This window comes from Pedobacter sp. BG31 (genome assembly GCF_042464845.1).
Lineage (GTDB): Bacteria > Bacteroidota > Bacteroidia > Sphingobacteriales > Sphingobacteriaceae > Pedobacter > Pedobacter suwonensis.
This window is the reverse complement of the sequence record NZ_JBHNZK010000006.1, coordinates 164,310-186,389: the sequence shown is the minus strand read 5'-3', so window position 1 is coordinate 186,389 and position 22,080 is coordinate 164,310. Positions and strand designations below refer to the sequence as shown.

At 41.2% G+C, this 22,080-nt stretch carries 15 protein-coding genes and 3 tRNA genes; 4 read left to right on the top strand and 14 right to left on the bottom strand.

Features of this window, described 5'->3' with window-relative positions; genetic code table 11:
- Positions 1–2: 2 nt before the first annotated feature.
- The 9 genes from ACFE6N_RS10125 to ACFE6N_RS10085 form a co-directional block, all read right to left on the bottom strand.
- Positions 3–1,637 carry an alpha-L-fucosidase gene (locus ACFE6N_RS10125; protein WP_378936089.1) on the bottom strand — a complete coding sequence of 545 codons (1,635 nt, stop codon included), beginning with the start codon at positions 1,635–1,637 and terminating at the stop codon, positions 3–5.
- A gap of 62 nt (positions 1,638–1,699) precedes the next feature.
- Positions 1,700–3,232, bottom strand: a complete 1,533-nt coding sequence (locus ACFE6N_RS10120) for a SusD/RagB family nutrient-binding outer membrane lipoprotein (RefSeq protein WP_378936087.1) — start codon at positions 3,230–3,232, stop codon at positions 1,700–1,702.
- 10 nt (positions 3,233–3,242) lie between these two features.
- On the bottom strand, positions 3,243–6,656 hold the full coding sequence (locus ACFE6N_RS10115; RefSeq protein ID WP_378936085.1) for a SusC/RagA family TonB-linked outer membrane protein: 3,414 nt from the start codon (positions 6,654–6,656) through the stop codon (positions 3,243–3,245).
- Positions 6,657–6,742: 86 nt separating this feature from the next.
- The gene (locus ACFE6N_RS10110) at positions 6,743–7,765 is read right to left on the bottom strand and encodes a FecR family protein (RefSeq protein ID WP_378936083.1); all 1,023 of its coding nucleotides are present in this window, start codon (positions 7,763–7,765) and stop codon (positions 6,743–6,745) included.
- Between the two features lie 68 nt (positions 7,766–7,833).
- Positions 7,834–8,460 carry an RNA polymerase sigma factor gene (locus tag ACFE6N_RS10105; RefSeq protein WP_378936081.1) on the bottom strand — a complete coding sequence of 209 codons (627 nt, stop codon included), beginning with the start codon at positions 8,458–8,460 and terminating at the stop codon, positions 7,834–7,836.
- 151 nt (positions 8,461–8,611) lie between these two features.
- Positions 8,612–8,685, bottom strand: a tRNA-Pro gene (locus ACFE6N_RS10100).
- Positions 8,686–8,740: 55 nt separating this feature from the next.
- Positions 8,741–8,814: transfer RNA gene (locus tag ACFE6N_RS10095), tRNA-Pro, on the bottom strand.
- A gap of 100 nt (positions 8,815–8,914) precedes the next feature.
- Positions 8,915–9,001, bottom strand: a tRNA-Ser gene (locus tag ACFE6N_RS10090).
- A gap of 81 nt (positions 9,002–9,082) precedes the next feature.
- Positions 9,083–11,089 (bottom strand): HD family phosphohydrolase, encoded by a 2,007-nt coding sequence (locus tag ACFE6N_RS10085; RefSeq protein ID WP_378936230.1) that lies wholly within the window; start codon positions 11,087–11,089, stop codon positions 9,083–9,085.
- Between the two features lie 190 nt (positions 11,090–11,279).
- Between ACFE6N_RS10085 and ACFE6N_RS10080 the strand changes: the two genes are divergently transcribed.
- The 3 genes from ACFE6N_RS10080 to ACFE6N_RS10070 are packed head-to-tail and all read left to right on the top strand — an operon-like array spanning position 11,280 to position 12,834.
- Positions 11,280–12,137: an SPFH domain-containing protein gene (locus ACFE6N_RS10080; RefSeq protein ID WP_378936079.1), complete on the top strand. Its 858-nt coding sequence runs from the start codon at positions 11,280–11,282 to the stop codon at positions 12,135–12,137.
- A 5-nt stretch (positions 12,138–12,142) separates the two neighbouring features.
- Positions 12,143–12,664 (top strand): hypothetical protein, encoded by a 522-nt coding sequence (locus ACFE6N_RS10075; RefSeq protein WP_378936077.1) that lies wholly within the window; start codon positions 12,143–12,145, stop codon positions 12,662–12,664.
- A gap of 2 nt (positions 12,665–12,666) precedes the next feature.
- Positions 12,667–12,834, top strand: coding sequence for an Arc family DNA binding domain-containing protein (locus ACFE6N_RS10070; RefSeq protein ID WP_090986935.1), 168 nt, complete (start codon positions 12,667–12,669; stop codon positions 12,832–12,834).
- Positions 12,835–13,995: 1,161 nt separating this feature from the next.
- On the opposite strand, the gene ACFE6N_RS10065 is transcribed toward ACFE6N_RS10070, so the two are convergent.
- The 3 genes from ACFE6N_RS10065 to ACFE6N_RS10055 all read right to left on the bottom strand — a co-directional run bounded on the left by ACFE6N_RS10065 (position 13,996) and on the right by ACFE6N_RS10055 (position 17,544).
- Positions 13,996–15,081, bottom strand: coding sequence for a phosphotransferase enzyme family protein (locus tag ACFE6N_RS10065; protein WP_378936075.1), 1,086 nt, complete (start codon positions 15,079–15,081; stop codon positions 13,996–13,998).
- A 106-nt stretch (positions 15,082–15,187) separates the two neighbouring features.
- A complete protein-coding gene (locus ACFE6N_RS10060; RefSeq protein ID WP_378936073.1) occupies positions 15,188–16,540 on the bottom strand; it encodes a Gfo/Idh/MocA family protein in 1,353 nt (450 codons plus the stop codon).
- 194 nt (positions 16,541–16,734) lie between these two features.
- Positions 16,735–17,544, bottom strand: a complete 810-nt coding sequence (locus tag ACFE6N_RS10055; RefSeq protein WP_378936071.1) for a phosphatase PAP2 family protein — start codon at positions 17,542–17,544, stop codon at positions 16,735–16,737.
- Between the two features lie 376 nt (positions 17,545–17,920).
- Here ACFE6N_RS10055 and ACFE6N_RS10050 point away from each other — a divergent pair, with 376 nt between their 5' ends.
- Positions 17,921–19,855, top strand: coding sequence for an LTA synthase family protein (locus ACFE6N_RS10050; protein ID WP_378936069.1), 1,935 nt, complete (start codon positions 17,921–17,923; stop codon positions 19,853–19,855).
- Between the two features lie 159 nt (positions 19,856–20,014).
- On the opposite strand, the gene ACFE6N_RS10045 is transcribed toward ACFE6N_RS10050, so the two are convergent.
- Together ACFE6N_RS10045 and ACFE6N_RS10040 are read right to left on the bottom strand one after the other, a co-directional pair.
- A complete protein-coding gene (locus ACFE6N_RS10045; protein WP_378936067.1) occupies positions 20,015–20,743 on the bottom strand; it encodes a YoaK family protein in 729 nt (242 codons plus the stop codon).
- Positions 20,744–21,623: 880 nt separating this feature from the next.
- Positions 21,624–22,034 carry a response regulator gene (locus tag ACFE6N_RS10040; protein ID WP_378936065.1) on the bottom strand — a complete coding sequence of 137 codons (411 nt, stop codon included), beginning with the start codon at positions 22,032–22,034 and terminating at the stop codon, positions 21,624–21,626.
- Between the last annotated feature and the right edge of the window lie 46 nt (positions 22,035–22,080).

The window sequence follows — 22,080 nt, the reverse complement described above, 5'->3', positions numbered from 1 at the left end:
CCCTAAGGTAAGTTTAAAACTTTATTTTCTCCTTCTATTATTACACTTTGCTGTTCTACAATGGCTTTATATTCGTAAGCACCTTTAGGTAATTTTAGCGTTCCGCTAAAAGTTCCATCGGCCTTGATATTTACCCAAGGACTCATTTTCCATGCTTCTGCATACAGTGTTTCCACCTGCCCCAGATATGGGCGGTAGTAAAACCTTGCCCGTTCGGGTTTGATTTTAGCATGGTTAAGCACTTTGCCATTTAGTGTAGCAACACCCGCAGCAACTTTGTAATCACCACTCTGCACCATTGCCGCTTCGGTAAATACCGGTTCCACATTTTCCAGCTTAATTACAACAGGATTTGGCCAGCGGTGATCATCGTAAATACGTTGTGCTTTTACTACCGAAAGCTCGAGTCCATTCGCCGTTTGCTTGAATCGTGATGATACATCCAAATCGGGTTTGTATTCAATAATCTTACTGTTTTGCCCCAGCACACTGATTTTTGTATTTGCAGTAGCCTTGGCAGATTTTAACAGAAAAGTTTTGCGTTCGCCCTCTTTCCAGTTTTTGGCATCCATTACAATGGCAAACAAAGTTCCAGGCGCTTTTTGGGTGAAGTAAATATTTTGCTCTTTGCTCACTACCCAACTGCGCACATGATCCATCGATTCGTGGTTGATAAAATACCACGCTCCCATTTCACGTAAACGATCCTCTTGCTCGTTGGGCAAGGCGCCATTTGCTTTTGGTCCCACATTGAGCAGCAATGAACCGCCTTTGGCACGTGCCTCGATCAACAGCTCAATTAATTGCGAACCTGATTTATACCGCTCATTAGTAGGCTGGTACTGCCAGGCTGTGCCTATGGTAATCGGCGATAACCATGGTTGCGTAATTTTAGCCCCCGGCAACGTTTGCTCAGGCGTTAAAATGGCACCTCGCGTAATCAGGATATCAGGCTGCATTTTCCACGCAGTTTCTTTAACAGCTTCTTTCGGGTCGCCATCAATAAACAATACATCTACCTTACCATAATTCTGCATCAGCTCTTCCGTTTGTTTACGGTTATATGCTGCATATTCCTTTTTGGTCGCTTCATCCAGGCTGGTGATATTTCTGCTGATGGGAATTTTGTGTTTATAAAGGAAATTAAAATCTTCCGGCGAAAAATAAAAGCCCACATCGAGCCCAGCCTCACGAGTAGCTTTTACAAATTCTTTCAGCAGGTCTTTTTTATATGGTGTATTGGTAATTTTAAAGTCAGTAGTTTTGGTATCCCAGAAACAAAAGCCGGCATGGTGCTTGGTGGTAAAAACAATGTATTTCATACCGGCCAGTTTGGCCAGTTCGGCAATTTCTTTAGGATTAAAAAAGGAGGGATCAAATGTTTTAGGGAGCTCGCTAAAATAACGGTCCGTGTAATCATCAGAAGCGCCAACCAAAGAGTGACTGATCACCACCCCCAGCTGTGCATCCACATTGAAATGGATAAATAAACCCGCTCCGGTGTTGCGTAACCATTCCTCACGTTCAGGTTTGTTTAAGTTGTAATTACTGGAAGTTTCATCTTCCACCACATCATTGCGTTGCGCAGAAACTGTACCGGTAAAAAACAAACAGACTAATAGTATTCGGTATATCATTCTTCTGATCTTTTATTTCATCCGGCAAAGCTTTGAGTACCCTGCCGGATGTGATTAGCATATTATAATTTGTCCCACCAGATGCGGGTCATGAAATCATCGGCTCCCTGACGGGCAATAGCCGCATCAAGCGATGCACGGTTTAAGTTCTGCTCAGAGAGTGGATATAACATCCTCCTGAAAATCCGGCCACCTGTTGCATTTCCAACATAATTTACGGGTACCAAAGCCGGATAACCTGTTCTCCGGTAACTGGCGAAAGCTTCCTGTGCATCAGGGAATGCCGCCAGCCAATATTCTGTATAAATCTGCTGCATTTGTGCATCAAAAGTTCCAGTGGTATTAAGCGGGTGGTATTTGATATAGGTATTGATCTGCAAATCGCTGATGATCCCGTCTGACGGGGCAATAATTGCCCACTGTTTCATGGCGGCGCGGATCCCTGATTCGTACAGTGTAGTGGCTGTAGCACCAGTATACCATCCACGTAAAACGGCTTCTGCCAGCAGAAAATTGGTTTCAGCTGTGGTGTAAATCAGTTTCGCTCCACCCAGGGCCAGTACGGTTTTCTGATTAGGTTCTGAATAGGTTACAAAATCAGTAGGTTTTGCGCTTAGCGTAGCAGGCATGCCCTTTTGTATCGCCATAGAAGTATCGGCAACGCCGTTTACGTAAACCACAGAAAGAATCCCTAAACGCGGGTCTTTATTGTTTTTCATATACGTGATGAAGGTATTCTGGTATTTTCCGCCTTCGGGATTGCTGTTACCATCAGCTTTGATGTAATCGCTGTTGTATAAACTTAAGGCAATGGGATTTTTATTGATATCCTGACCAGCGCTCATATAATTGATTTTAGCGATATCGGCATCATCGGTAATCACACCTCCGGCAATTGCTTTTTTCACCCAGGTTTCGGCCAATGCGGCATCAACCTTAGTTAAACGCATGCCCAGACGGAGCATTAAGGAGTAAGCGAATTTTTTCCACTTAACGGTATTACCCGCATAAATCAAATCAGCCTGACCAAAGGTAGCTTTAGCAGCATTTAAACCTGATGCCGATTCGTCCAGTTCCTTCAGCATGTCTAAATAGATACTTCTTTGCGGATCGTAGGCGGGCTTATAGTTCGAATTGGTATAACCCTGGGCGGCCTCGGTATATGGAATATCGCCGTACAAATCGGTAATGCGACTGAAACAATAAGCTCTCCAGATCCGTGCCGAGGCTAATAAATTTACCTGTTCAGGATCGTTTTTCACTGCATTGATCACCAGGGCCAGCTCGTTAATTTCCTGGTAGTAAGCATTGCTGAACTGGGCCATAGATTGTTGGCTTTGACTGGAAACATATTTTGATCCGAAACCAGCCACATCATTAAAACTGGTGGTATACTGCATGGTACCCAGCAGCAGAATCAGGTTATTTTTGGCACCATCGTATTGTGCTTTAGTAAAAACATAAGCAGGCTGAATGGTGGTTGAAGATTCAGGATCGGTATTAATTTCCTGAAAATCTTTTGTACATGAAGCTAGAAGGGTGCTGGTTAACGCAATGCAAACAGCGGATTTATATTTGTTGATTAGTTTTTTCATCTTTCAAGTATTAAAATTTAACCATCAGGTTTAAACCGAAAGTACGTGTACGCGGCAATCCGATTGATTCGAAACCCTGGGCATTACCATTTGTAAAACTCGATTCAGGATCGAAATTATCGGTCTTTTTATAGAAGGTTAGGATATTACGGGCAACAAATGAGATACTGGCCGACTGTATTTTAAGAAAATCGAGTTTTTTAACCGGAATATTGTAAGATAAAATGGCCTGGCGAAGTTTGATAAAGCTGCCGTCATGTACAAATAATTCTGAATAATTACGCATATCGTTATAATAAGCCCTTAGATCGCTTACTGGAATCAACGCTGAATAAGGGTTTCCTGACTGGTCTACCCCCGAAATGGTCAATCCGTTTTCACGTCCGGGTAAGGTGCTCTTTAATAATCCTAAACGGGTGGCATAAACTTCTTTGATGGATAACACCTTATTTCCGAATTTACCATCGATCAGAAAGTTGAGGTTGAAATTACCAAATCTAAAATCCTGTGTTAAGCCCATTGTAAGCGGCGCTACCCCATTTCCAAGTTCTTGTAAACCTGTGGCAACCGGCCGTTTTGTTGTTGAATTATAAATAATCTGGCCTGCTTCGTTTCTGAGCATACGCGTTCCTACAATGGTTCCGTAAGCACTGCCAACGGTTTGGTTAATGTAACCCCAGTTGCCTACGGTACGTGCCATTTCAAAAGTTGTGGTTCCTTCTACCAGTTTTAACACTTCACTTTTATTGTATGCTACATTATAGCTGATATTCCAGCCAAACTTATTGCCTTGCACCGGAGTACCTGTTAACAGGAACTCTATACCTTTGTTGCTCAGTTCGCCCACGTTTAGTACAGCATTATTATAGCCTGAAGTGGATGAGATGGCTGCATTGAGGATATCATCGGTTGTTTTGCGACTGTAGGCCGTAAAATCCAATCCCAAACGGCCCTTAAACATTTTTAATTCCACACCGGCCTCGTAAGTGGTAGAGGTATAAGGTTTCAGGTTCGGGTTGGTAATGTCGTTCGTGGTTACATTTTGAAGTGGTTGACCTGAACTTGGTACATTACTGTAACTTAAATTAATTCTGTATGGATCGGCAGCACCACCTCCTACTTCAGCCCATGATGCGCGGACTCTTAATATATCGATAGAGGATGGCAACTTGAAAGCATCAGATACGACAAAACTACCGCCAACACTTTGATATAAGATACTGTTATTATCCGGACTTAAGGTAGAAAACCAGTCGTTACGTGCGGTATAGGTTAAAAACAAAATACTTTTGTAATCCACATCGGCAGATCCGAAAACCGAATTTGTCCTGATTCTTTGGTAGGTAGGAATCGTGCTCGAAGTGGCCAGGTTTTTGTAACTGTAGAAAAATGGGATGGTAAAGGTATTTCCATCCATGTTTAACTGTTTATTTTCAAACCGGCGGCTGTTGGCTCCGCCCAATATCGAAATGCCTATTTTATCGGCGATCCGGGTTTTATAATTTCCGGTAATCAGCGAGTTGGTTTCAGAAACATCCGATTTAATGCCCGAATACTGGCCTTTCGGGATGTAAATATCTCCGGTAGGCAAAATATTAACGTAATTATAGTTATAAAAATCGCGGCTGATTACCCCTTTTAACTGGAAATTCTTCACAATATCATAGGTAATAGACCCCTGGCCGATGAACCTGTTTTTTACATCATTTTGCTGGTATTTATTGATTACAAAATACCCGTTGGTGGCAATGCCGGCGTCGTTCCATGGCGTTTGGTTTCCGGCGGCATCGTAACCCGGAGCAAGCCAACGCACATCTACCGTGTTGGCCACTTCATAGGGTGTCCAGTTTGGATTACCCAATGCATCACCAGCCAGTGTTCTGCCGAAACCCTTTTCCAGGTTATATTGTGCTAAACCTTCTACCTTTATTTTATCGGTAATCTTTGCATTAATGTTCAGGTTAGCAGTCTGTCTTTTAAATCTGGTACTAGAGATAATCCCTTTACTATCCAGATCAGACAAAGATAAGCGGTAAATAATCCCATCTGTACCACCCGAAAATGCAATGGTATTGGTAAAATTTGTTCCTGTAGAATAGAAATTTTTGATATTATCTTTCACCGCGCTGTATGGATGGGTTAATCCATCTGCAGCCACATAATCAGAACCATCTATTTTCGCCCCAAACGATAAACGACCAGTAGCTATCGCATCGTTCTTCGTCATGGGTTTAACCCCACCAAGCCCCTGCCCATATTCATACTGGTAATCATTATCATTAATGGCATTCTCAATGGTAAAGGTGGTGTTATACTCCACGCCGATACCTTTTTGTTTAATTCCCTTTTTTGTCGTGATTAAAATTACCCCATTACTGGCACGCGAACCATATAGGGCGGCAGCGGTACCACCCTTTAATACCGTAATACTTTCAATATCATCAGGATTGATACTTGAAATTCCATCACCCCTATCCACATTGGTAGCTAATCCATTCGTAGTTGCTGCACCACCTGGTACGCTGTTATCAATAGGCATTCCGTTCACTACATAAAGCGGCTGGTTGTTGCCGTTAAATGAACCATTACCACGGATGATTACCCGGCTGGATCCACCCGGACCGGTGGATAAACCCGTAGCATTCACCCCTGCAATTTTACCTGTTAAAGCATTAGCTACGTTGTTTTCGCGGGCCTGTGTAAATTCAGATCCTTTAACTTCTGTAACGGCATAGCCTAAAGCTTTGCTATCACGTTTTATACCCAGGGCAGTGACCACCACATCATTTAAGCTGCTGGCACTTTCCTTCAGTTTAATGCTTATCGGTGTTTTAAAATCATTTACCGGAAATTCAAGCGTTTCGTAGCCTACAGATGCAATGCTTAAAATGATGGGTTTCCCAGCCAGTTCGTTCGGAATGGTGATGCTGAATTGCCCCTGCGCATCGGTCGAAGCACCGGTTTTAGTACCTTTGATATATACGGTAGCGCCTATCAACGGCAGGTTATCACTTGCTGAAAAAATAGTACCCTTAATTACATCAGCTGCGTTTCCGGCCTGCGTATTAATAATGATATACTGAGACTCGCTGATCTTATTAAAATCCAGTGAAGATCCGTTTAAAGCAAAGGTTAAAGCTGTTTTGGCATCGCCAAAGGCCATCAGCTGTGTTTCAGTCAGGTTGCTATCTTTATTTTCCAGAATGCCTGCTTTATACGCTATTTTAATGTCAAATCTGGTTTTGATCAGTTGTAAGGCGGTTTTAAGCGATAGTTTATTATCGCTAAGGCTTTGCGCTTTTATGCCATTTACATGTGCCACATTGCGGGCCAGGAGCTGGGCGGAACAAAATAATGTACACGCACAGAACATCAAAGTAAGACAGCTGTGTCCAGCTACCCTCCTAAGGTAGAGTATTCTCATAATCCTGTTTAGTTTAGTTGTTGTTGGTTAATTGTTGTGGTTAATTATAGCTTAGGTTAGATTCAAGCGCTTAAATCTTCTCCAAACTATTTGGTTATGGTTATTTTCTTATTGTTTGTTTTAATATTGAGGTGTAAGGTAGTGGATAAAATCTGAAGCAGTTCTTTAACGCTGCCGACATTAATTTCGCCTTCAACCTTAAGTTCGTTTATTTTTTTATCGTCTAACACAACTTCATAGCCCAGATCATCCTGTAATACACCGATCATCTCTTCCAGACTGGCATTCTGAAATAAGAGCTGACGATTGATCCAGGCGGTTAAATATTGCGGATTAAGCATTTTCTGGTGAATAAGATTACTTTCATCAGCATGCTTTACCAAATCACCGGGCTTCATCACAAACTGCATCCGCTTTTTATTGATATCGTCATAATCTACCCTGATCTTTCCGGTTAATAAACCTATACTGGTTTTTTCATGCCTGCTTTTTACATTAAAGGTGGTTCCCAATACTTCAATGTTCAGGTCTCCGCAATGCACTATAAATTTTTCCTCCGGATGGATGTGGTTGGTATCGATGTTGATGTGCTTCACCTTAAATAGAGCCTCACCATCAATCCACACTTCCCTTGGACCATCGTTAAAATTGGCAGCGTAACTGATTTTTGAATTCCCATTTAATGTCACTTCCGACCCATCCGGCAGGGTGATGGTTTTGATTATGCCATAATCAGTTTTAACTGCATCTTTATTCCACATCGTGAAGTAGAGTACTGCAGATAAAAGGACTACTGCAAAAACTGCGGCGACCTTAAAGAAAGGTGAAAAAGAAAGTTTTTTGATTTTTGGCTCTCCTGCTGTTATACTGACAGAAATTTTTTCAAAAAGCGATTGCTGTGCCTGCTCATTACTGAAAACTTTTTGCAGGCGGTAAGCCGAAATGGTATCGAAAGCAGCGAGGGCAATTCTGCTTTTATATGGATGTGCTGCTCTAAATTTTTCCCAGGCCAATACATCTGAAGCATTTTGCTCCACAACAAATGCCAAAAAAGCATCATCGTTCAGAAAATCTTCAAAAGTGTAGTTTGTAAATTTAGAAAAATCCATATATCAGCAATTATATATCCCTATATACATGGACCAGCCTAAATTATCCCTACATTTTTGAAAAAAAATTAATTTATTTCTAAAAGTGCTCTTTTTGACCCGATAATAGCTAACATCATCATTAAATCGACCAGCTTAACCCGCTCCTGAAGTTTACCAATGGCCTTATAAAGCAGTTTATAGGTGGAGGTAATATTCAGGTTCATAATATCTGCTGCCGCTTCGTAGCTCAGGCCTTCATAAAACCTCAAATAGATAATTTCCTGTTGCCTGGACGAAAGGGTTTGGATCGCCTCCTTTAACTTGCGCTGAAGTTCCTTCTTCGACTCATCTTCCATAAAAACGGTATCAAATGATACTTCAAAATTAAATGGATAGTCTTCAGCTGAATCTATTGCCACGAAACGCTGCTGAGCGTCCATCTTCCTGAGCAATAAGTTCCGCAGCGATTTGTAGAGGTAATTTTTTACCGAAACGGGGTTACCTAATTGTTCGCGCTTCGCCCATAAATTCACAAATAAATCGTGTACCGCATCCTCGATCAGGCTCACATCCCTGGTAAATTTATACCCGTAATTATTAAGCGCCTTAAAATGAATATTATACAACTGCCTGTAGGCATTCCAATCCCCTCCCTTAAAGGCATTCCATTCGGGCGCAGTGGTTTCATGAAGTTGAACCTTTTTTAACGGCATAGGGATTATTCGTTTTACTAACTTAGCAAAATTAAGCTACGAAAGGAATTTATTGAGAAATTATGGTTGAAATTTATGGTTTTTAGGAGAAAGTATGAATATAAACAAAAAGCCTTTAAATCTTGCGATCTAAAGGCTTCTCGTTTTTGTGTCGGGATGGCAGGATTCGAACCTACGACCTCCACATCCCAAATGTGGCGCGATACCGGGCTACGCTACATCCCGAACATTGGTATCGATCTTTTTTTTAATCCTGTTGTAAAGTGGATTGAACTTTTAGTCGGGATGGCAGGATTCGAACCTACGACCTCCACATCCCAAATGTGGCGCGATACCGGGCTACGCTACATCCCGAACTTTGGTATCGATCTTTTTTAACCTTATTTCTAAGGGTTGGCAAATATATGGATTTTATTGGGTTTTTCCATTTATTTACCAACTTTTTTTATTTCAGCGGTGAGGGCGGGATTCGAACCCGCGGTACCGTTACCAGTACGACAGTTTAGCAAACTGTTCCTTTCGGCCTCTCAGGCACCTCACCTTTCAACCTCCTTTTTCCGCCCTACCGGCGTTGTTTTGAGGTCTGCAAATATAGTAAAACAAGTTATCGAACAAAAAAAAATTACAAATTTTGTTGATAATCTATGCGCACATGATAGATGCTCATCAGCATTGTCTTGAATATCAATTTGATAGTCTCAATATCTTTTAACGTCAAATCGCAGTCATCCAGCTGATTTTGCTCTAATTTATAGTTGATGATGCGCTCAACGATATCGTTTATGTTCTGCGCATCGGGATTTTTCAGACTTCTTGAGGCTGCCTCCACCGAATCGGCAAGCATTAATACCCCCGTTTCCTTGCTAAAAGGTATAGGGCCGGGATAGCGGAAAATATTTTCGTCGACGAATTTTTCGGGTGTATTTTTCAAAAACGACTGATAAAAATAGTCCACCCGGGTATTTCCATGATGTGTCCTGATAAAATCAATAATGGCTTCAGGAATCTGGTTTCTTCTTAAAATTTCAATTCCCTTGTGCACATGCTGAATGATAATCTGCGCACTTTGCTCATAAGGCAATTTATCATGCGGACTAACAGCGGTATTCTGATTTTCGATAAAATACTGTGGATTGTCTACCTTGCCGATATCGTGATATAAGGCCCCTGCCCTAACCAGCACAGAATTACCACCAATTTTAAATATTGCTGCCTCAGCAAGGTTAGCCACCTGCAGCGAATGCTGAAAGGTTCCAGGCGCTTTAAAAGCCAGTTCCCTTAACAGTTTATTATTGGTATTGGTCAGTTCGATCAGCGCTACATCCGAAGTGATGCCGAAAATACGCTCAAACAGGTAGATTAACGGATAAGCCAGGAGCGATAACAATACACTAAAAACAAAAGGGACAAAATTTACCCATTCGATTTCAAGGAAAGAACCTTCGCGGAGTAAGGCAATGCCTACAAAAGATACAAAATAGGCCAGCAGAATAAATAAAGCCGAAACCAGAAACCGCTCGCGCTTTACAAAGTTTTTGATGCTGAATATAGCCACCATACCCGCAGTAACCTGGTAGAACACAAATTCGAAACTATTGGCTACAAAGAAGCCTGCAATTAAAATCACCAGCATGTGAAGGTAAAGCGCCAAACGGGTATCGAACAGGATCCTGATGATAATCGGCACCACACAAAAGGGAATATAGTACAAACTTGGGATCTCCATCTTAATGGCCCAGGTTAAAGCCAGCAGCATTCCTGTGGTGACAATAAGGATTAAGGAAAGCTGGCGGTTATCGGCAAAAATATCTTTCCGGAAAAGAAAAAGGAACGACATTAATATGGTTACAATAAAGCCAACCAACACTACCTGCCCTAAGTAAACCAGTGCCCTGCTGCCAATGGTTTTGGTTTGTGCATCGTAAGTAGCTTTATAAGATTCCAGTTTCTGATAAATTTCTTCATCAATCACATCGTTCTTGGCAACAATAAGCTCCCCCTTTTGCACCATCCCTTTGGTAGTGGAAATGTTGTTCACCGTATTATCCTGGATGGTTTGCGTTAACCGTTCATCAAATATGATATTTGGGGTAATGTGATCAATGGCCAGGTTTGCCACCAGATCGCCCATAACCTGATTGGGCGCCTTAAAATTATCTTTAAAAAAATTCAGGGCCGATTCAGCAGTAAAAACATCCTGTGTATTTTTCTCCTGCGCCACATTGTTTTCAACCAGTGAAAAATCATAGTTTTTACCGCCTGCCTGGTGTTTCACATTCAGACCAATAATACCTTTCTGGTAAATGCGCTGCAATAATTTGTAGGCCGCACTTTTATAAGTATCCCGCTCTTTCTCGCTAAGCTGTTTCGATCTCCACTTCACATCAAATTCATTCGCAAACTCTTCCAATGCATTGTCCGTAACACTCCTGTCCAGCTGGTAAACGGGCAGAATATCTTTTAAAGCGTTCTTTTTATCTGCACTAACCTGCGGATTGGTTTTTAAAATAGCAAAACTGAAAGGCGAAATCAGATCTTTGTTTTTCCATACTGCATTTTTTTCAAACTCATATCTAAACCGGGGCTGTTTGGGCAGGAATAGCGTAATAATGAAAACGGTAAATATCATCATCACATATTTCAGGTTTGATGAATATTTACGGTAAAGGATCTTATGCGAATTTCTTTTGATTTTGGCCAAAGCGATGTATTTATAGTATTGTCAAAAATAACATTTTTATCTAATATACATTTTGTGCGTTTTGTTTGCAATTACCAGATTTTATATTTTACTTTATGATATCAAATTAATATCAATTATGTATCAAGAAAAAATTATCAATCCGCCATCTGGCTATTTAACTTTTGCACTAAGCTTAGCATTATTGGGCGCTTCCGTTTTCTGTTTTGTTTCCGGAATTTTTCTTTGGGGAGGCGTACTTTTGGCCATAGATGTATTCCTACTTTTTCCGGGCTTCTTAATCATCAACCCCAACCAATCGATGGTACTCACCCTGTTCGGAAAATACATGGGCACGGTAAAAGCTGACGGCTTTTTCTGGGTAAATCCTTTAACCGCAAAAAGGCGGGTATCGTTAAAAGCAAACAATTTAAACGGGCAGCAATTGAAGGTGAACGATAAACTGGGTAATCCGATCGAAATTGCGGCCGTTGTTGTCTGGAAAGTAAACGAAACGGCTAAAGCTGTTTTCTCTGTCGAAAATTACATGCAATATGTCAACATCCAGAGCGAAGCTGCCGTAAGGCACCTGGCCAATATCTTTCCTTATGATCATGCTGAAGGAGAAGAAACGAGCATTACCTTAAAAGATGGTGCCGAAAAAGTAAGTGAACTTTTGGAGAGTGAACTGAATGAGCGTTTATCGCGCGCAGGCATTGAGGTTTTGGAGGCCAGGATATCGCATCTGGCTTATGCACCTGAAATTGCCAGCGCCATGTTACAGCGTCAGCAGGCTACAGCAGTTATTGCAGCGCGTAAATTAATAGTTGAAGGTGCAGTGGGAATGGTAGAAATGGCATTGGAAAAATTATCGCAAAAAGGAATTGTAGAACTGGATGAAGAGCGTAAGGCAGCTATGGTAAGCAATTTACTGGTTGTACTTTGCGGCGACCGCCATGTGCAACCTGTGGTAAACACCGGCACTTTATATAATTAGGTAAAATGGAATTTGAGGAGCAACAGCATTTAAAATTGTGGTGGCTATACCTCCTCGTAGGTGTTGATGCCATCATTGTATTATGCATCGTACTTTTTGACAAAGGAGGCATGAGTTTTACAGATTTAAAAGCTGTTTATTTTGCACCCCTTTGGGCCGTAATTTTACCTTTTGCCATTATTTACCTCATCCAGCAAAATGTTTTAACACTGCGGATCAACGAGGAAGGAATTTATTACCGTTACTTTCCCTTCAAAGCCAGATTAAAATACCTTAAATGGGATGAGATAGCGAAAGCCCACATCACGAAATATGATGCATTTGGTGATTATGGCGGCTATGGCGTTAAAATCAGGCTTTGGTTTAAATTTGATGATAAAGCCTATATCTTAAACGACAAAGACAAGGGCTTGCAGCTGGAATTTAAAAACGGCAAAAAACTGCTGTTCAGCTCAAATAGAATTGATGAAATGGAATTATTCCTGATCAACTTAAAAACAAGGTATCATATACAAGCAATACAATAAGAATGGCGGAGAAAGATAAAAAAGCGTTTGTATTAAGAATTAGTCCTGCTTTATTAAAAGAAGTGGAAAACTGGGCCGCCGATGAGTTTAGAAGTACGAACGGGCAGATTGAGTTTCTGTTAACACAGGCATTAAAATCAAGAAAAAAGGGGAAAGCAAAAGAAGAATAAATTTTGGCTAGCTGGAAATTGAATACGATAAACTGCGAACTGTAAACTACAGACTGCCAACTGATAAATAATATGGGCGTTCGCAAAAAACCACCGCTTTACATCAAACTACTTAACCACCCCGCCCTGCGGGCACCCCTACTTGGTAAGGAGGGGAGTAAAAACCTATAGGAAAGAAATAATTTTTTTAACTAACGCCATGACACTAAGGCATTAAACCAACTTCTTCATCGCAAACTGATTAACCACCCCGCCCTGCGGGCACCGCTCCTTGGTAAGGAGGGGAGTAAACTGGTTCCGGAATTCAGAGACCCGAAGCAGTACCGGCCCAGGTAATTAAACCTGATGGAAGCGGCAGCCCCGAGGTACGAGGGCTACAGCGTACAGCAGGACAGCACTAAGCGAAACGCATGTAACCGTTCATTTCCTAAAAACCGAAATTTATTAAACCAACGTCAGGCCATTTAAGTGTTAAGCTAACTTATTTATAACAACTGATCAACCACCCCGCCCTGCGGGCACACCTCCTTGGTAAGGAGGGGAGTGAAAACGTACAGGAAAGAAACAGCTTTTTAAACCGCATTACGACACTAAAGCATTAAACAACTTCCTGATAACGAACTGATCAACCACCCCGCCCTGCGGGCACACCTCCTTGGTAAGGAGGGGAGTAAACTGGTTCCGGAATTCAGAGACCCGAAGCAGTACCGGCCCAGGTAATTAAACCTGATGGAAGCGGCAGCCCCGAAGCATGAGGGCTACAGCGTACAGCAGGACTACACTAAGCGAAACGCATATAACCGTTCATTTCAACAAAACCTAAATTGATTAAACCAACGTCACAAAATTTAAGTGTTAAGCCAACTTATTTATAACGAACTGATCAACCACCCCGCCCTGCGGGCACCCCTCCTTGATAAGGAGGGGAGTGAAAACGTACAGGAAGGAAAAGACCTGTAGCCATCAGATCGGGTTTAGGCACTAACGGTTACAGCACACACCTGCAATCTTATCTCCCAACCTTCCATGACTGATCAAACGTTTGCGCATGATAAATAAAAAGATACGGAGATGTGTTCCAACGAAGAATAAACCACACATAAAACACTATAAAACAAACCTATACATTTCAACATGCCACCTCAAATTGCACCGATCATTTTAATATTGTTTTAGAACTATTTCCTTATTTCGATCAATTTCACTTATTATTTCTTTAAATTCCAGCTGCCTGGCCACGTACTTATTTAATAAATCGATCTGATTTAAGCCCCTTACCAAATTCTGCTCAGGATAATTTGTTTTATAGTAAATATCACCGTTCAAGAAATCGGTGATGAACCTTACAGCCTGCATGTAAATCATAAATTTGCCTGAATAGATAAAGAACTGTTTTTCAGCCAAAGTTAAAACCTGGTTCATTTCTTCCATGTAGCCCTTATAAATTGCAGCAAAAACATCATTTCTAATGGCGATTTTATTAAAATCGTTTTCTTCTTCATTGGCTTCTGAAAGATAGGTACGCATCATATCCCCCACATCGCTGATAAAGTATCCCGGCATTACCGTATCCAGATCAATTACACCTAAACCTACCCCCGTTTCGGACTGTAGCAAAACATTGCTTATTTTGGTATCATGATGCACTACCCGCAAATGCAGTTCACTGCTTTTTACCATTTGTGTATATTGCACTTCTATATCGTAATACCTGATGATTTCTTCTATCGCAAAACTTGCCTTGATCATCCTTTCACTACTGGTTTGCGCTAGCGCGTTTTTAAACTGCGTTACACGTAAGGGAAGGTTATGAAAATCTTCGATAGTAGGTTTTAATTGTTGAGCTTTAAAGGCATGAAGCATTTTGCTGAACTGACCAAACTGTTTGGCGGCCTGATAGGCCTGGTCCGGACGTTGTACAGAATCAATTGTACAGGAATGTGCTATAAAGGGAAAAAGCCTGTAAAAACGATCATTTACCACTACAAAATCATCACCGTTTGAGGCATTGATTGGGGCAACAAATAAATAATCGGGAGCGGTTTGATCCAGATATTCTTTTATCGCCCTGATATTATGGGCAATATACTCAGGCTTAGGAAAAACCGCTGTATTTACCTCTTGTAAAATATAGGCTAAACCTTCGTGGCAAACTTTCCAGGTATGGTTGATTAACCCCGAGCCGAAAGGTTCAATTTTACAGTTGTCTGCGCGAAGTCCGTAAGCACTTAAAACTGCCTGAAGCATAAGACTATTTAAATGAAAAATTGTTTACAAAAACCAATGCTAAATATGCAAACAGGTTGATTATTGAGGTATGGCTGGTATACCAAAGCCAATACTAAAACCGAAGCTAAAAACCGCTATCATCTAAAGCAAAGGTATTTTTACGGTCTTTCCATTTTCCTTTGGTAAAATCAGGGAATTTCTGCGGCATATTACCCTCTTTTAACGATTTTGTAGAAAGTGGGCTAATCACACTCATAGTTACTGAATCGTATACATCAATAGGTGTTTGTTTTTTCTGTTTTACTGCCTGGATAAATGCATTGAATACAAACCAATCCATGCCGCCGTGACCTGCGCCAACGGCTTCTGCTTCGTATTTTTTCCAGAGCGGATGATCGTACCTGGCAAACCATTCCTGGGCGGGATCCCATACATCGTCTTTTTTTGATTTATGATCAATATAAACCGATTTGTTAACATCCATCCAAATCCCTTTGGTACCCTGCACCCTGAAACCGAGCGAATACGGACGGGGCAAGTGTGTATCATGACTCAACAAAACGGTTTCTCCATTTGCGCAATTGATCATGGTAGTGGTTACATCGCCGTTTTTATAATTGATTTTGGCATTGGGATGGCCGGGCGACATTTCTTCTACATAAGCGGCCAATCCCCTGGCTTTAGAACTGAACGATACCAAACTGGTAAAGCGATTTCCTCTGTTAATATTGGCATATTGCATGATTGGACCCGCTCCATGGGTTGGATATAAATCCCCGTCCTGATCGATATTAAACTGCGTACGCCACTGCGCCTCGCTCAGGGCCTTAGGGCCAAACTCTACTCCGCCGCCATAATATTCTTTACCATTATTAAACAGCACGTTCCTTAAGTTATGCTGGTAACCGCCTTCAAGATGCACCAGCTCGCCAAAGAGTCCCTGCCTAACCATATTTAAAGCTGCCATTACATCCCTACGGTAACAAACGTTTTCCAAAGTCATGTAAGGCATGCCTGTTTTTTCAGACGTATTTACAATGTCCCAGTGATCTTCTAACGTTAAACCGGCAATTACTTCACAGCCCACATATTTACCTGCTTTCATGGCGTCAACCGCCTGGTCGCGGTGGAACTGCCAGGGTGTTGCAATAATTACGGCATCAATATCTTTACGGTCTAAAAGTTTTTTATAAGCGTCTAAGCCTCCGGTATATTCTGTTGCTGCAGGCCTGCCCTTTTTAGCTATGAAATTTCGACAGATTTTAAGTGAACTTTCCTGCGTATCACAAATGGCAACAATTTCAACATCATCTCTCAGGGCGCCTTCCGAAATATGGCTCATCCCACGTGCCCCTACCCCGATATAACCTAATCTTACTTTTGCACTGTCTGATGATGCGAATAAACTTCCGGTTGGCAGGATGGTTAAGCCCGCAGCCGTAAATGCGCCATTTTTGATAAATTCTCTACGTTCCATTGGTGTTTTTATTTATGGTTTAGGTTTAAATTCAACCGATCAATTAAGCAAATTCCTCTAACAGGTGTACAAGCTTTTTCCCGATACTGATCAGTATTTGTTAAAAGTAAGACAAGCTCCTGAGGATTACAAGGCCAATAACAACGCAAACGATTGACTAATTTTGATTCGGGCAGACTTATTACCTGATCGCATCAAAATCTGCCTGAAAGCATTAAACCTGTGCTACCTTGCTGATGGAAAGGCATGAGGGTAAAATTTCCTTCTTTTTTGGTGGTAAAAAGTCTTTTCATATAAGGATACACCAAATACGATATCTTGGTAGCAGCAATCCCGAATCCGGCGCCAGCAACCACATCGCTAAACCAGTGTTTATTGTTATACATCCTTAATGTTCCGGTGGCCGTGGCTACAAAATAACCTGCATAACCAATCCAGGGGTTAACATCTTTATATTCCTGGTGCAGAAATTCTGCCGCCATAAATGCAGAAGCCGTATGCCCTGAAGGAAAAGAGTTAAACCCCGATCCATCAGGCCTTTCTCTACCAACGCCCTGCTTCACAAAATGGGTAGAAACGCCCATAATAGCAGCAGAGGTTACATATAACATGGAAGCATCAAATAAATTATGTTTACCTTTTACCCCTGATAAATTTAACGCATAAACCGCAGCAGCAGGCGCAAACTGCATATAATCATCAACATGTGCTGCAAATAAAGGATGATCTTCCTGTAATTCTGCCCTGGTACTTACATCGAGTTGTTTTAATGGACCATGATCATAAACGGCCGCGAAACCATAGCCAGCAAATAAAACAGGTACAACAAACGCTGCCGGCATAAATTTTTTCTTAGGAATGGGATTACCGGCATACCATCGCCCTACCGAGTCTGCAGGAACAATATTAAGCGAATCTATACTTTGAATAGGCTTAATATTGGATATCGCATAGGCCTGAGCTAAACCGCCCATCATCAATAACGTTATTAAAAAACTTTTCATCATTTGACTTTTAACCAAAACTATAACCGAATTATGGAGAAATTCTGAAGTAACGATGATAGTACTTTTTTGGGATCAGATATTTTCAGTTGTAGCGCATCCGCCACTCATGGTAGTGAATCCCAGATCAAATATTATTAATGTAAATGTTCTTTTGGACCTAACCTGATCCTTTTAGTTTGTGTGATATAAAAGTGAGCCTTTCACATCAATAATTAACTGATCATGAAAACAAGCGCAACAAATTATTAAATAAATTACTTTAATAATATCTTTAACCTGACCAAACCTTCAGGATTTCTTCAGAATTGGAAAGTATCTTGGCCAGATTATTAAAATTTGCCGGGTAACTCCTGTTTTGGATCCACCGTTAATTATGAGCATTAAAGAAAAAACAAATAAGCTGTTACAGCACAGATTCGGACCAGTCTTTTTAGTCACTGCGTTATTATGCAGTATTTCGTTCCTCACCAGAATCGCCTTATTGATTTATAGTGCATCTGCTGTTGACTGGTCTATACTTAACCTCCTTAAAATTCTGTTCATTGGCTTATTTTACGACCTTGCAGCGGCATCATTCGCCATCATTCCGATTGTAATTTACCTTTGGGTACTGCCTTCTAAATGGTATTCCGGCAAATTCAACCGGTCATTATTGTTTATTTACTTTTTCTTTGTGGTTTTCACACTCATTTTCAATGCCATTTCAGAATGGTTCTTTTGGGAAGAGTTTTCGGTCCGCTACAATTTTATAGCGGTAGATTACCTGGTTTACACTACAGAAGTAATTGGAAATATCCGCCAATCGTACCCGATAAACAGCATTATGGTCGGTTTGGTTATGGTTACCTTATTGGTTGTTTACGGGTTGAGAAAACCAATTACTGCCTCCACCTATCATAAAACAGGTTTTGCCAAACGCAGCGCAACAGCCCTGGTTTTGTTGTGTTTACCGGTACTCACCTATTTTGCTGTAAGCCATAAATTGAAATACCTGAGCAAAAACCAGTATGTAAATGAACTTTCGGGCAATGGGATGTACGATTTTGGATTTGCTTTTTGGAATAATCAGCTAGATTTTAATACGTTCTATAAAACGCTGCCGCTCAAAAAAGCAGAAAGCATTTTGCGCAATTTACTTCAGCAAGACTCAACTGCAACAGGAGAATTTAAAAATACGTCCAGAGACATTAGCAGCACCGGTACTGAAAATAAAATGAATGTGGTATTAATCAGCGTAGAGAGCTTGAGTGCTGAGTTTTTAGGTGCCTTTGGCAATACACAGCATATTACGCCACAACTTGATTCACTTGCCAAAGAGGGTTTGCTTTTTAGCAATCTTTATGCATCAGGCACGCGCACGGTACGCGGCTTAGAGGCTCTTTCGCTTTGTATTCCACCTACACCGGGCCAATCCATAGTAAAGCGCCCTGATAATAAAAACCTGTTTACCTTAGGTAATATATTTCGTTCTAAAGGCTACAACAGCAGGTTTATTTATGGTGGTTACGGGTATTTTGATAACATGAACGAATTTTTTTCCAATAATGGCTACCAGGTAACGGATAGAAGTGCTCTTCAGGATTCAGAAATCCATTACTCAAACATCTGGGGGGTGGCCGATGAAGATTTGTTTACGCTTTCGTTACGTGAGCTGGATCACGATTATCAAAATAAAAAACCTTTTTTCGCGCATATTATGACGGTTTCTAACCACCGTCCCTACACTTACCCTGAAGGCAGGATCGATATTCCATCGCACACCGGCAGAGAAGGTGCAGTTAAATATACTGATTATGCTATAGGTAAGTTTATACGCGAAGCAAAACAGAAACCCTGGTTTTCTAATACCTTATTCGTTATTGTTGCCGACCATTGTGCATCAAGTGCAGGTAAAGTAGAGTTACCGGTTGATAAATACCATATTCCAATGATTTTTTACAGTCCAGGACATATCGCCCCGGGCAAATTCGAAAAACTTACCGCACAAATTGATATTGGCCCTACTATTCTGGGTTATCTGAATTTCAGTTACACCAGTAAGTTTTTTGGTCAGGATGTGTTTAAAATGAAGGATAGTGATGAACGGGCTTTTATCAGCACCTACCAGAGTTTGGGCTACATCAAAAACAAAACCCTGGTTATTTTAAATCCGCAAAAAAAAGTGGCTACCTACAGGCCCGACTTTACCAATGGCGGTGCTGTAGCCATACCGGCAAACCCGAGATTGACTGATGAAGCGATATCCAATTATCAAATGGCATCGTACCTATACCAAAATGGTTTGTACGGCTTTGAAGCTAAAAAGTAGCATTAATCACGTGTTCATCAGTACTGGCTGGCTGATCTTGAATGGGGTTAATGCGATATCATTAGCACCTGAGGTGCGCATGTTGAGACCGATTGGTAGCAGATCAAAACCCGGAGTACCAGGTTTTGGTTGATAAAGTTGGTTACCTGGAGGACCAGCTTAGCTTTTGTGCAGCTGGTGAACAATTGCCCTTTTAATTCGTATGCGGAAGTAATCGTAAAACAGCGCGACCAATAGAAATCCTACCGGAACAAAAAAAGCATGAAAACCAATATGCAGGTAGGCAACTCCTCCTATCACACCTCCTGTTAAGAAAGAAACGATAATCACCAGTTTAAGCAATATGCGGCGTTTCAGTACATTGTTCAGGTTTTTTCGCGACAATACAGCAACAGACAGGTCGATGCCTAAATCTGTAAACATACCAGTGAGATGCGTAGTACGAACAACAGCGCCCGACACCACGGAAACCAGCGCATTTTGCATACCCATGGCAAGCAGGAGGCTGCCAGCCAAATATTCCGTTTCAGACAGGGAATGGTTATAGCTGCCACCAGCCAGTGCCACGAATAGCATAACTGCAATGATAAATAATATGGGTACCGTATAAGCAAATGGACGGTTACGGCCAATCCTTCCGATATACCAACTGGAAGCAAATGCACCAAAAAGAAAAAGGGTGAGCCAGAGTGTTACCACCCCTGCAGCGCGCAGATCCGTTTTAGCCAGGTTTACAGCCAATAAGGCGGCATGACCGGTTACGTTGGTGGTTAACACGGCAAAAGCAATAAAACCGGCAGCATTAACAAAACCTGCATTAAGGCATAACAAAACGGCCAAACGTAAGTTATGGCTGAAACTTCTTTTTTCACCGAGGTGTCTTAACATCCTGTAAAAATTGAAAAAAATGTGGCAGATATTATGCTGAAATTCAATTTGCTATGCAAGATTGAAATTAGCAGCCGTAATAGAAAATCAATATGGTAAAAAATCTGTAATTATTATACAGACTCGATTTTAATGATCTGTTTTTTGAATAAACGAGCAATAATTGTTAGTGCCTGCCGGAACAGGTGACTTTAAAAACCGGCCGAAGTTTTATTTTGACTTTTGGGCAAAACATATATTCCCGGAATTTTAAAAGTTACCGGAAGGTATTGATGGTATTCCCCGAACGAATTTTCGGGGAAACGCTGCATATGGCCTGATGTATTAAATGTACCTGAGGAGAATTGACCAGTAAGGTTGATACTATTTTAAGGCATCGGTCATTTACCCATATCACTCGCATTCAACAAGATTGTTGCCTCATGTAGCTTAGCTACTAAATCTTTATCGAAAGAATACAGAGGATATGCATTACAGGTAGATTCCGATATACCAGGTATTATCTGGCATTTTTCATGACGCTGAATTTCCGGAGACAGTGCAGGCAGATGAACCGGGCCTTGATAAACGGGAGGAACAGTTTTACGGCAGCGGGTCGATGTGTTCTTTCGCATTCGCCCGTTTTTTTACACCAGGGGCATTTTAAATTTTGATTTTTGATATGCATATGACTTAGAAGATATATTTAGCGATCAAATAGATTAAAAACCGGAACCAAATAAGGGCACTTAGCCAAACACCTCCCCATACGATTATTTTTTTTATATCCATGCTCTTTTATTTTTTAACATCAGAGATTCTCAAGGATCGATTTTAACCTTGAATCCGGAACTTAAACCCGCAATCATTTAAAACATTTGCGTTGGTAAAAGCTGTTTGATTATTGTGGTGTACATACGCCTGTTTGATGACGGAAATCCCAGAATATTTGTTCGGCATGTTTCTTAGCATACACCTTTCGGACCCCATTTTCGAGCATGCACACAATCTCTCCGGGATCTTCACTTGCGGTGCAACCGAACAGAATAATCGAAGGATAACGTTCGCTAAGTTGTCTGGCAGATTCAATGCCGTCCATCACAGGCATATGAAGATCAAGAATACATAGCTGAGGCAGACAGTCTAATTGGCCCAGTCCATCTAAAAGATCTGCACCGTTAAGTGCTGAAAACACCAGATCAAACCCGCCAACCCGCTTCGCAAAAGCATCAATAAATAAATGCTGAATTTCAGAATCGTCCGCTATGGCGAACCTTATTTTTGCTAAATTGCCAACTGGTCTATGTTCCATTTTCTTAAGCGTATAATCTTAGTCTTTTCCAGACTAGTATTAACAT

Excerpts from the sequence above, each read along its gene's own strand:
- ACFE6N_RS10125 (WP_378936089.1), bottom strand. The coding sequence starts at position 1,637 with ATGATATACCGAATACTATTAGTCTGTTTGTTTTTTACCGGTACAGTT.
- ACFE6N_RS10120 (WP_378936087.1), bottom strand. The coding sequence starts at position 3,232 with ATGAAAAAACTAATCAACAAATATAAATCCGCTGTTTGCATTGCGTTA.
- ACFE6N_RS10115 (WP_378936085.1), bottom strand. The coding sequence starts at position 6,656 with ATGAGAATACTCTACCTTAGGAGGGTAGCTGGACACAGCTGTCTTACT.
- ACFE6N_RS10110 (WP_378936083.1), bottom strand. The coding sequence starts at position 7,765 with ATGGATTTTTCTAAATTTACAAACTACACTTTTGAAGATTTTCTGAAC.
- ACFE6N_RS10105 (WP_378936081.1), bottom strand. The coding sequence starts at position 8,460 with ATGCCGTTAAAAAAGGTTCAACTTCATGAAACCACTGCGCCCGAATGG.
- ACFE6N_RS10085 (WP_378936230.1), bottom strand. The coding sequence starts at position 11,089 with ATGATATTTACCGTTTTCATTATTACGCTATTCCTGCCCAAACAGCCC.
- ACFE6N_RS10080 (WP_378936079.1), top strand. The coding sequence starts at position 11,280 with ATGTATCAAGAAAAAATTATCAATCCGCCATCTGGCTATTTAACTTTT.
- ACFE6N_RS10075 (WP_378936077.1), top strand. The coding sequence starts at position 12,143 with ATGGAATTTGAGGAGCAACAGCATTTAAAATTGTGGTGGCTATACCTC.
- ACFE6N_RS10070 (WP_090986935.1), top strand. The coding sequence starts at position 12,667 with ATGGCGGAGAAAGATAAAAAAGCGTTTGTATTAAGAATTAGTCCTGCT.
- ACFE6N_RS10065 (WP_378936075.1), bottom strand. The coding sequence starts at position 15,081 with ATGCTTCAGGCAGTTTTAAGTGCTTACGGACTTCGCGCAGACAACTGT.
- ACFE6N_RS10060 (WP_378936073.1), bottom strand. The coding sequence starts at position 16,540 with ATGGAACGTAGAGAATTTATCAAAAATGGCGCATTTACGGCTGCGGGC.
- ACFE6N_RS10055 (WP_378936071.1), bottom strand. The coding sequence starts at position 17,544 with ATGAAAAGTTTTTTAATAACGTTATTGATGATGGGCGGTTTAGCTCAG.
- ACFE6N_RS10050 (WP_378936069.1), top strand. The coding sequence starts at position 17,921 with ATGAGCATTAAAGAAAAAACAAATAAGCTGTTACAGCACAGATTCGGA.
- ACFE6N_RS10045 (WP_378936067.1), bottom strand. The coding sequence starts at position 20,743 with ATGTTAAGACACCTCGGTGAAAAAAGAAGTTTCAGCCATAACTTACGT.
- ACFE6N_RS10040 (WP_378936065.1), bottom strand. The coding sequence starts at position 22,034 with ATGGAACATAGACCAGTTGGCAATTTAGCAAAAATAAGGTTCGCCATA.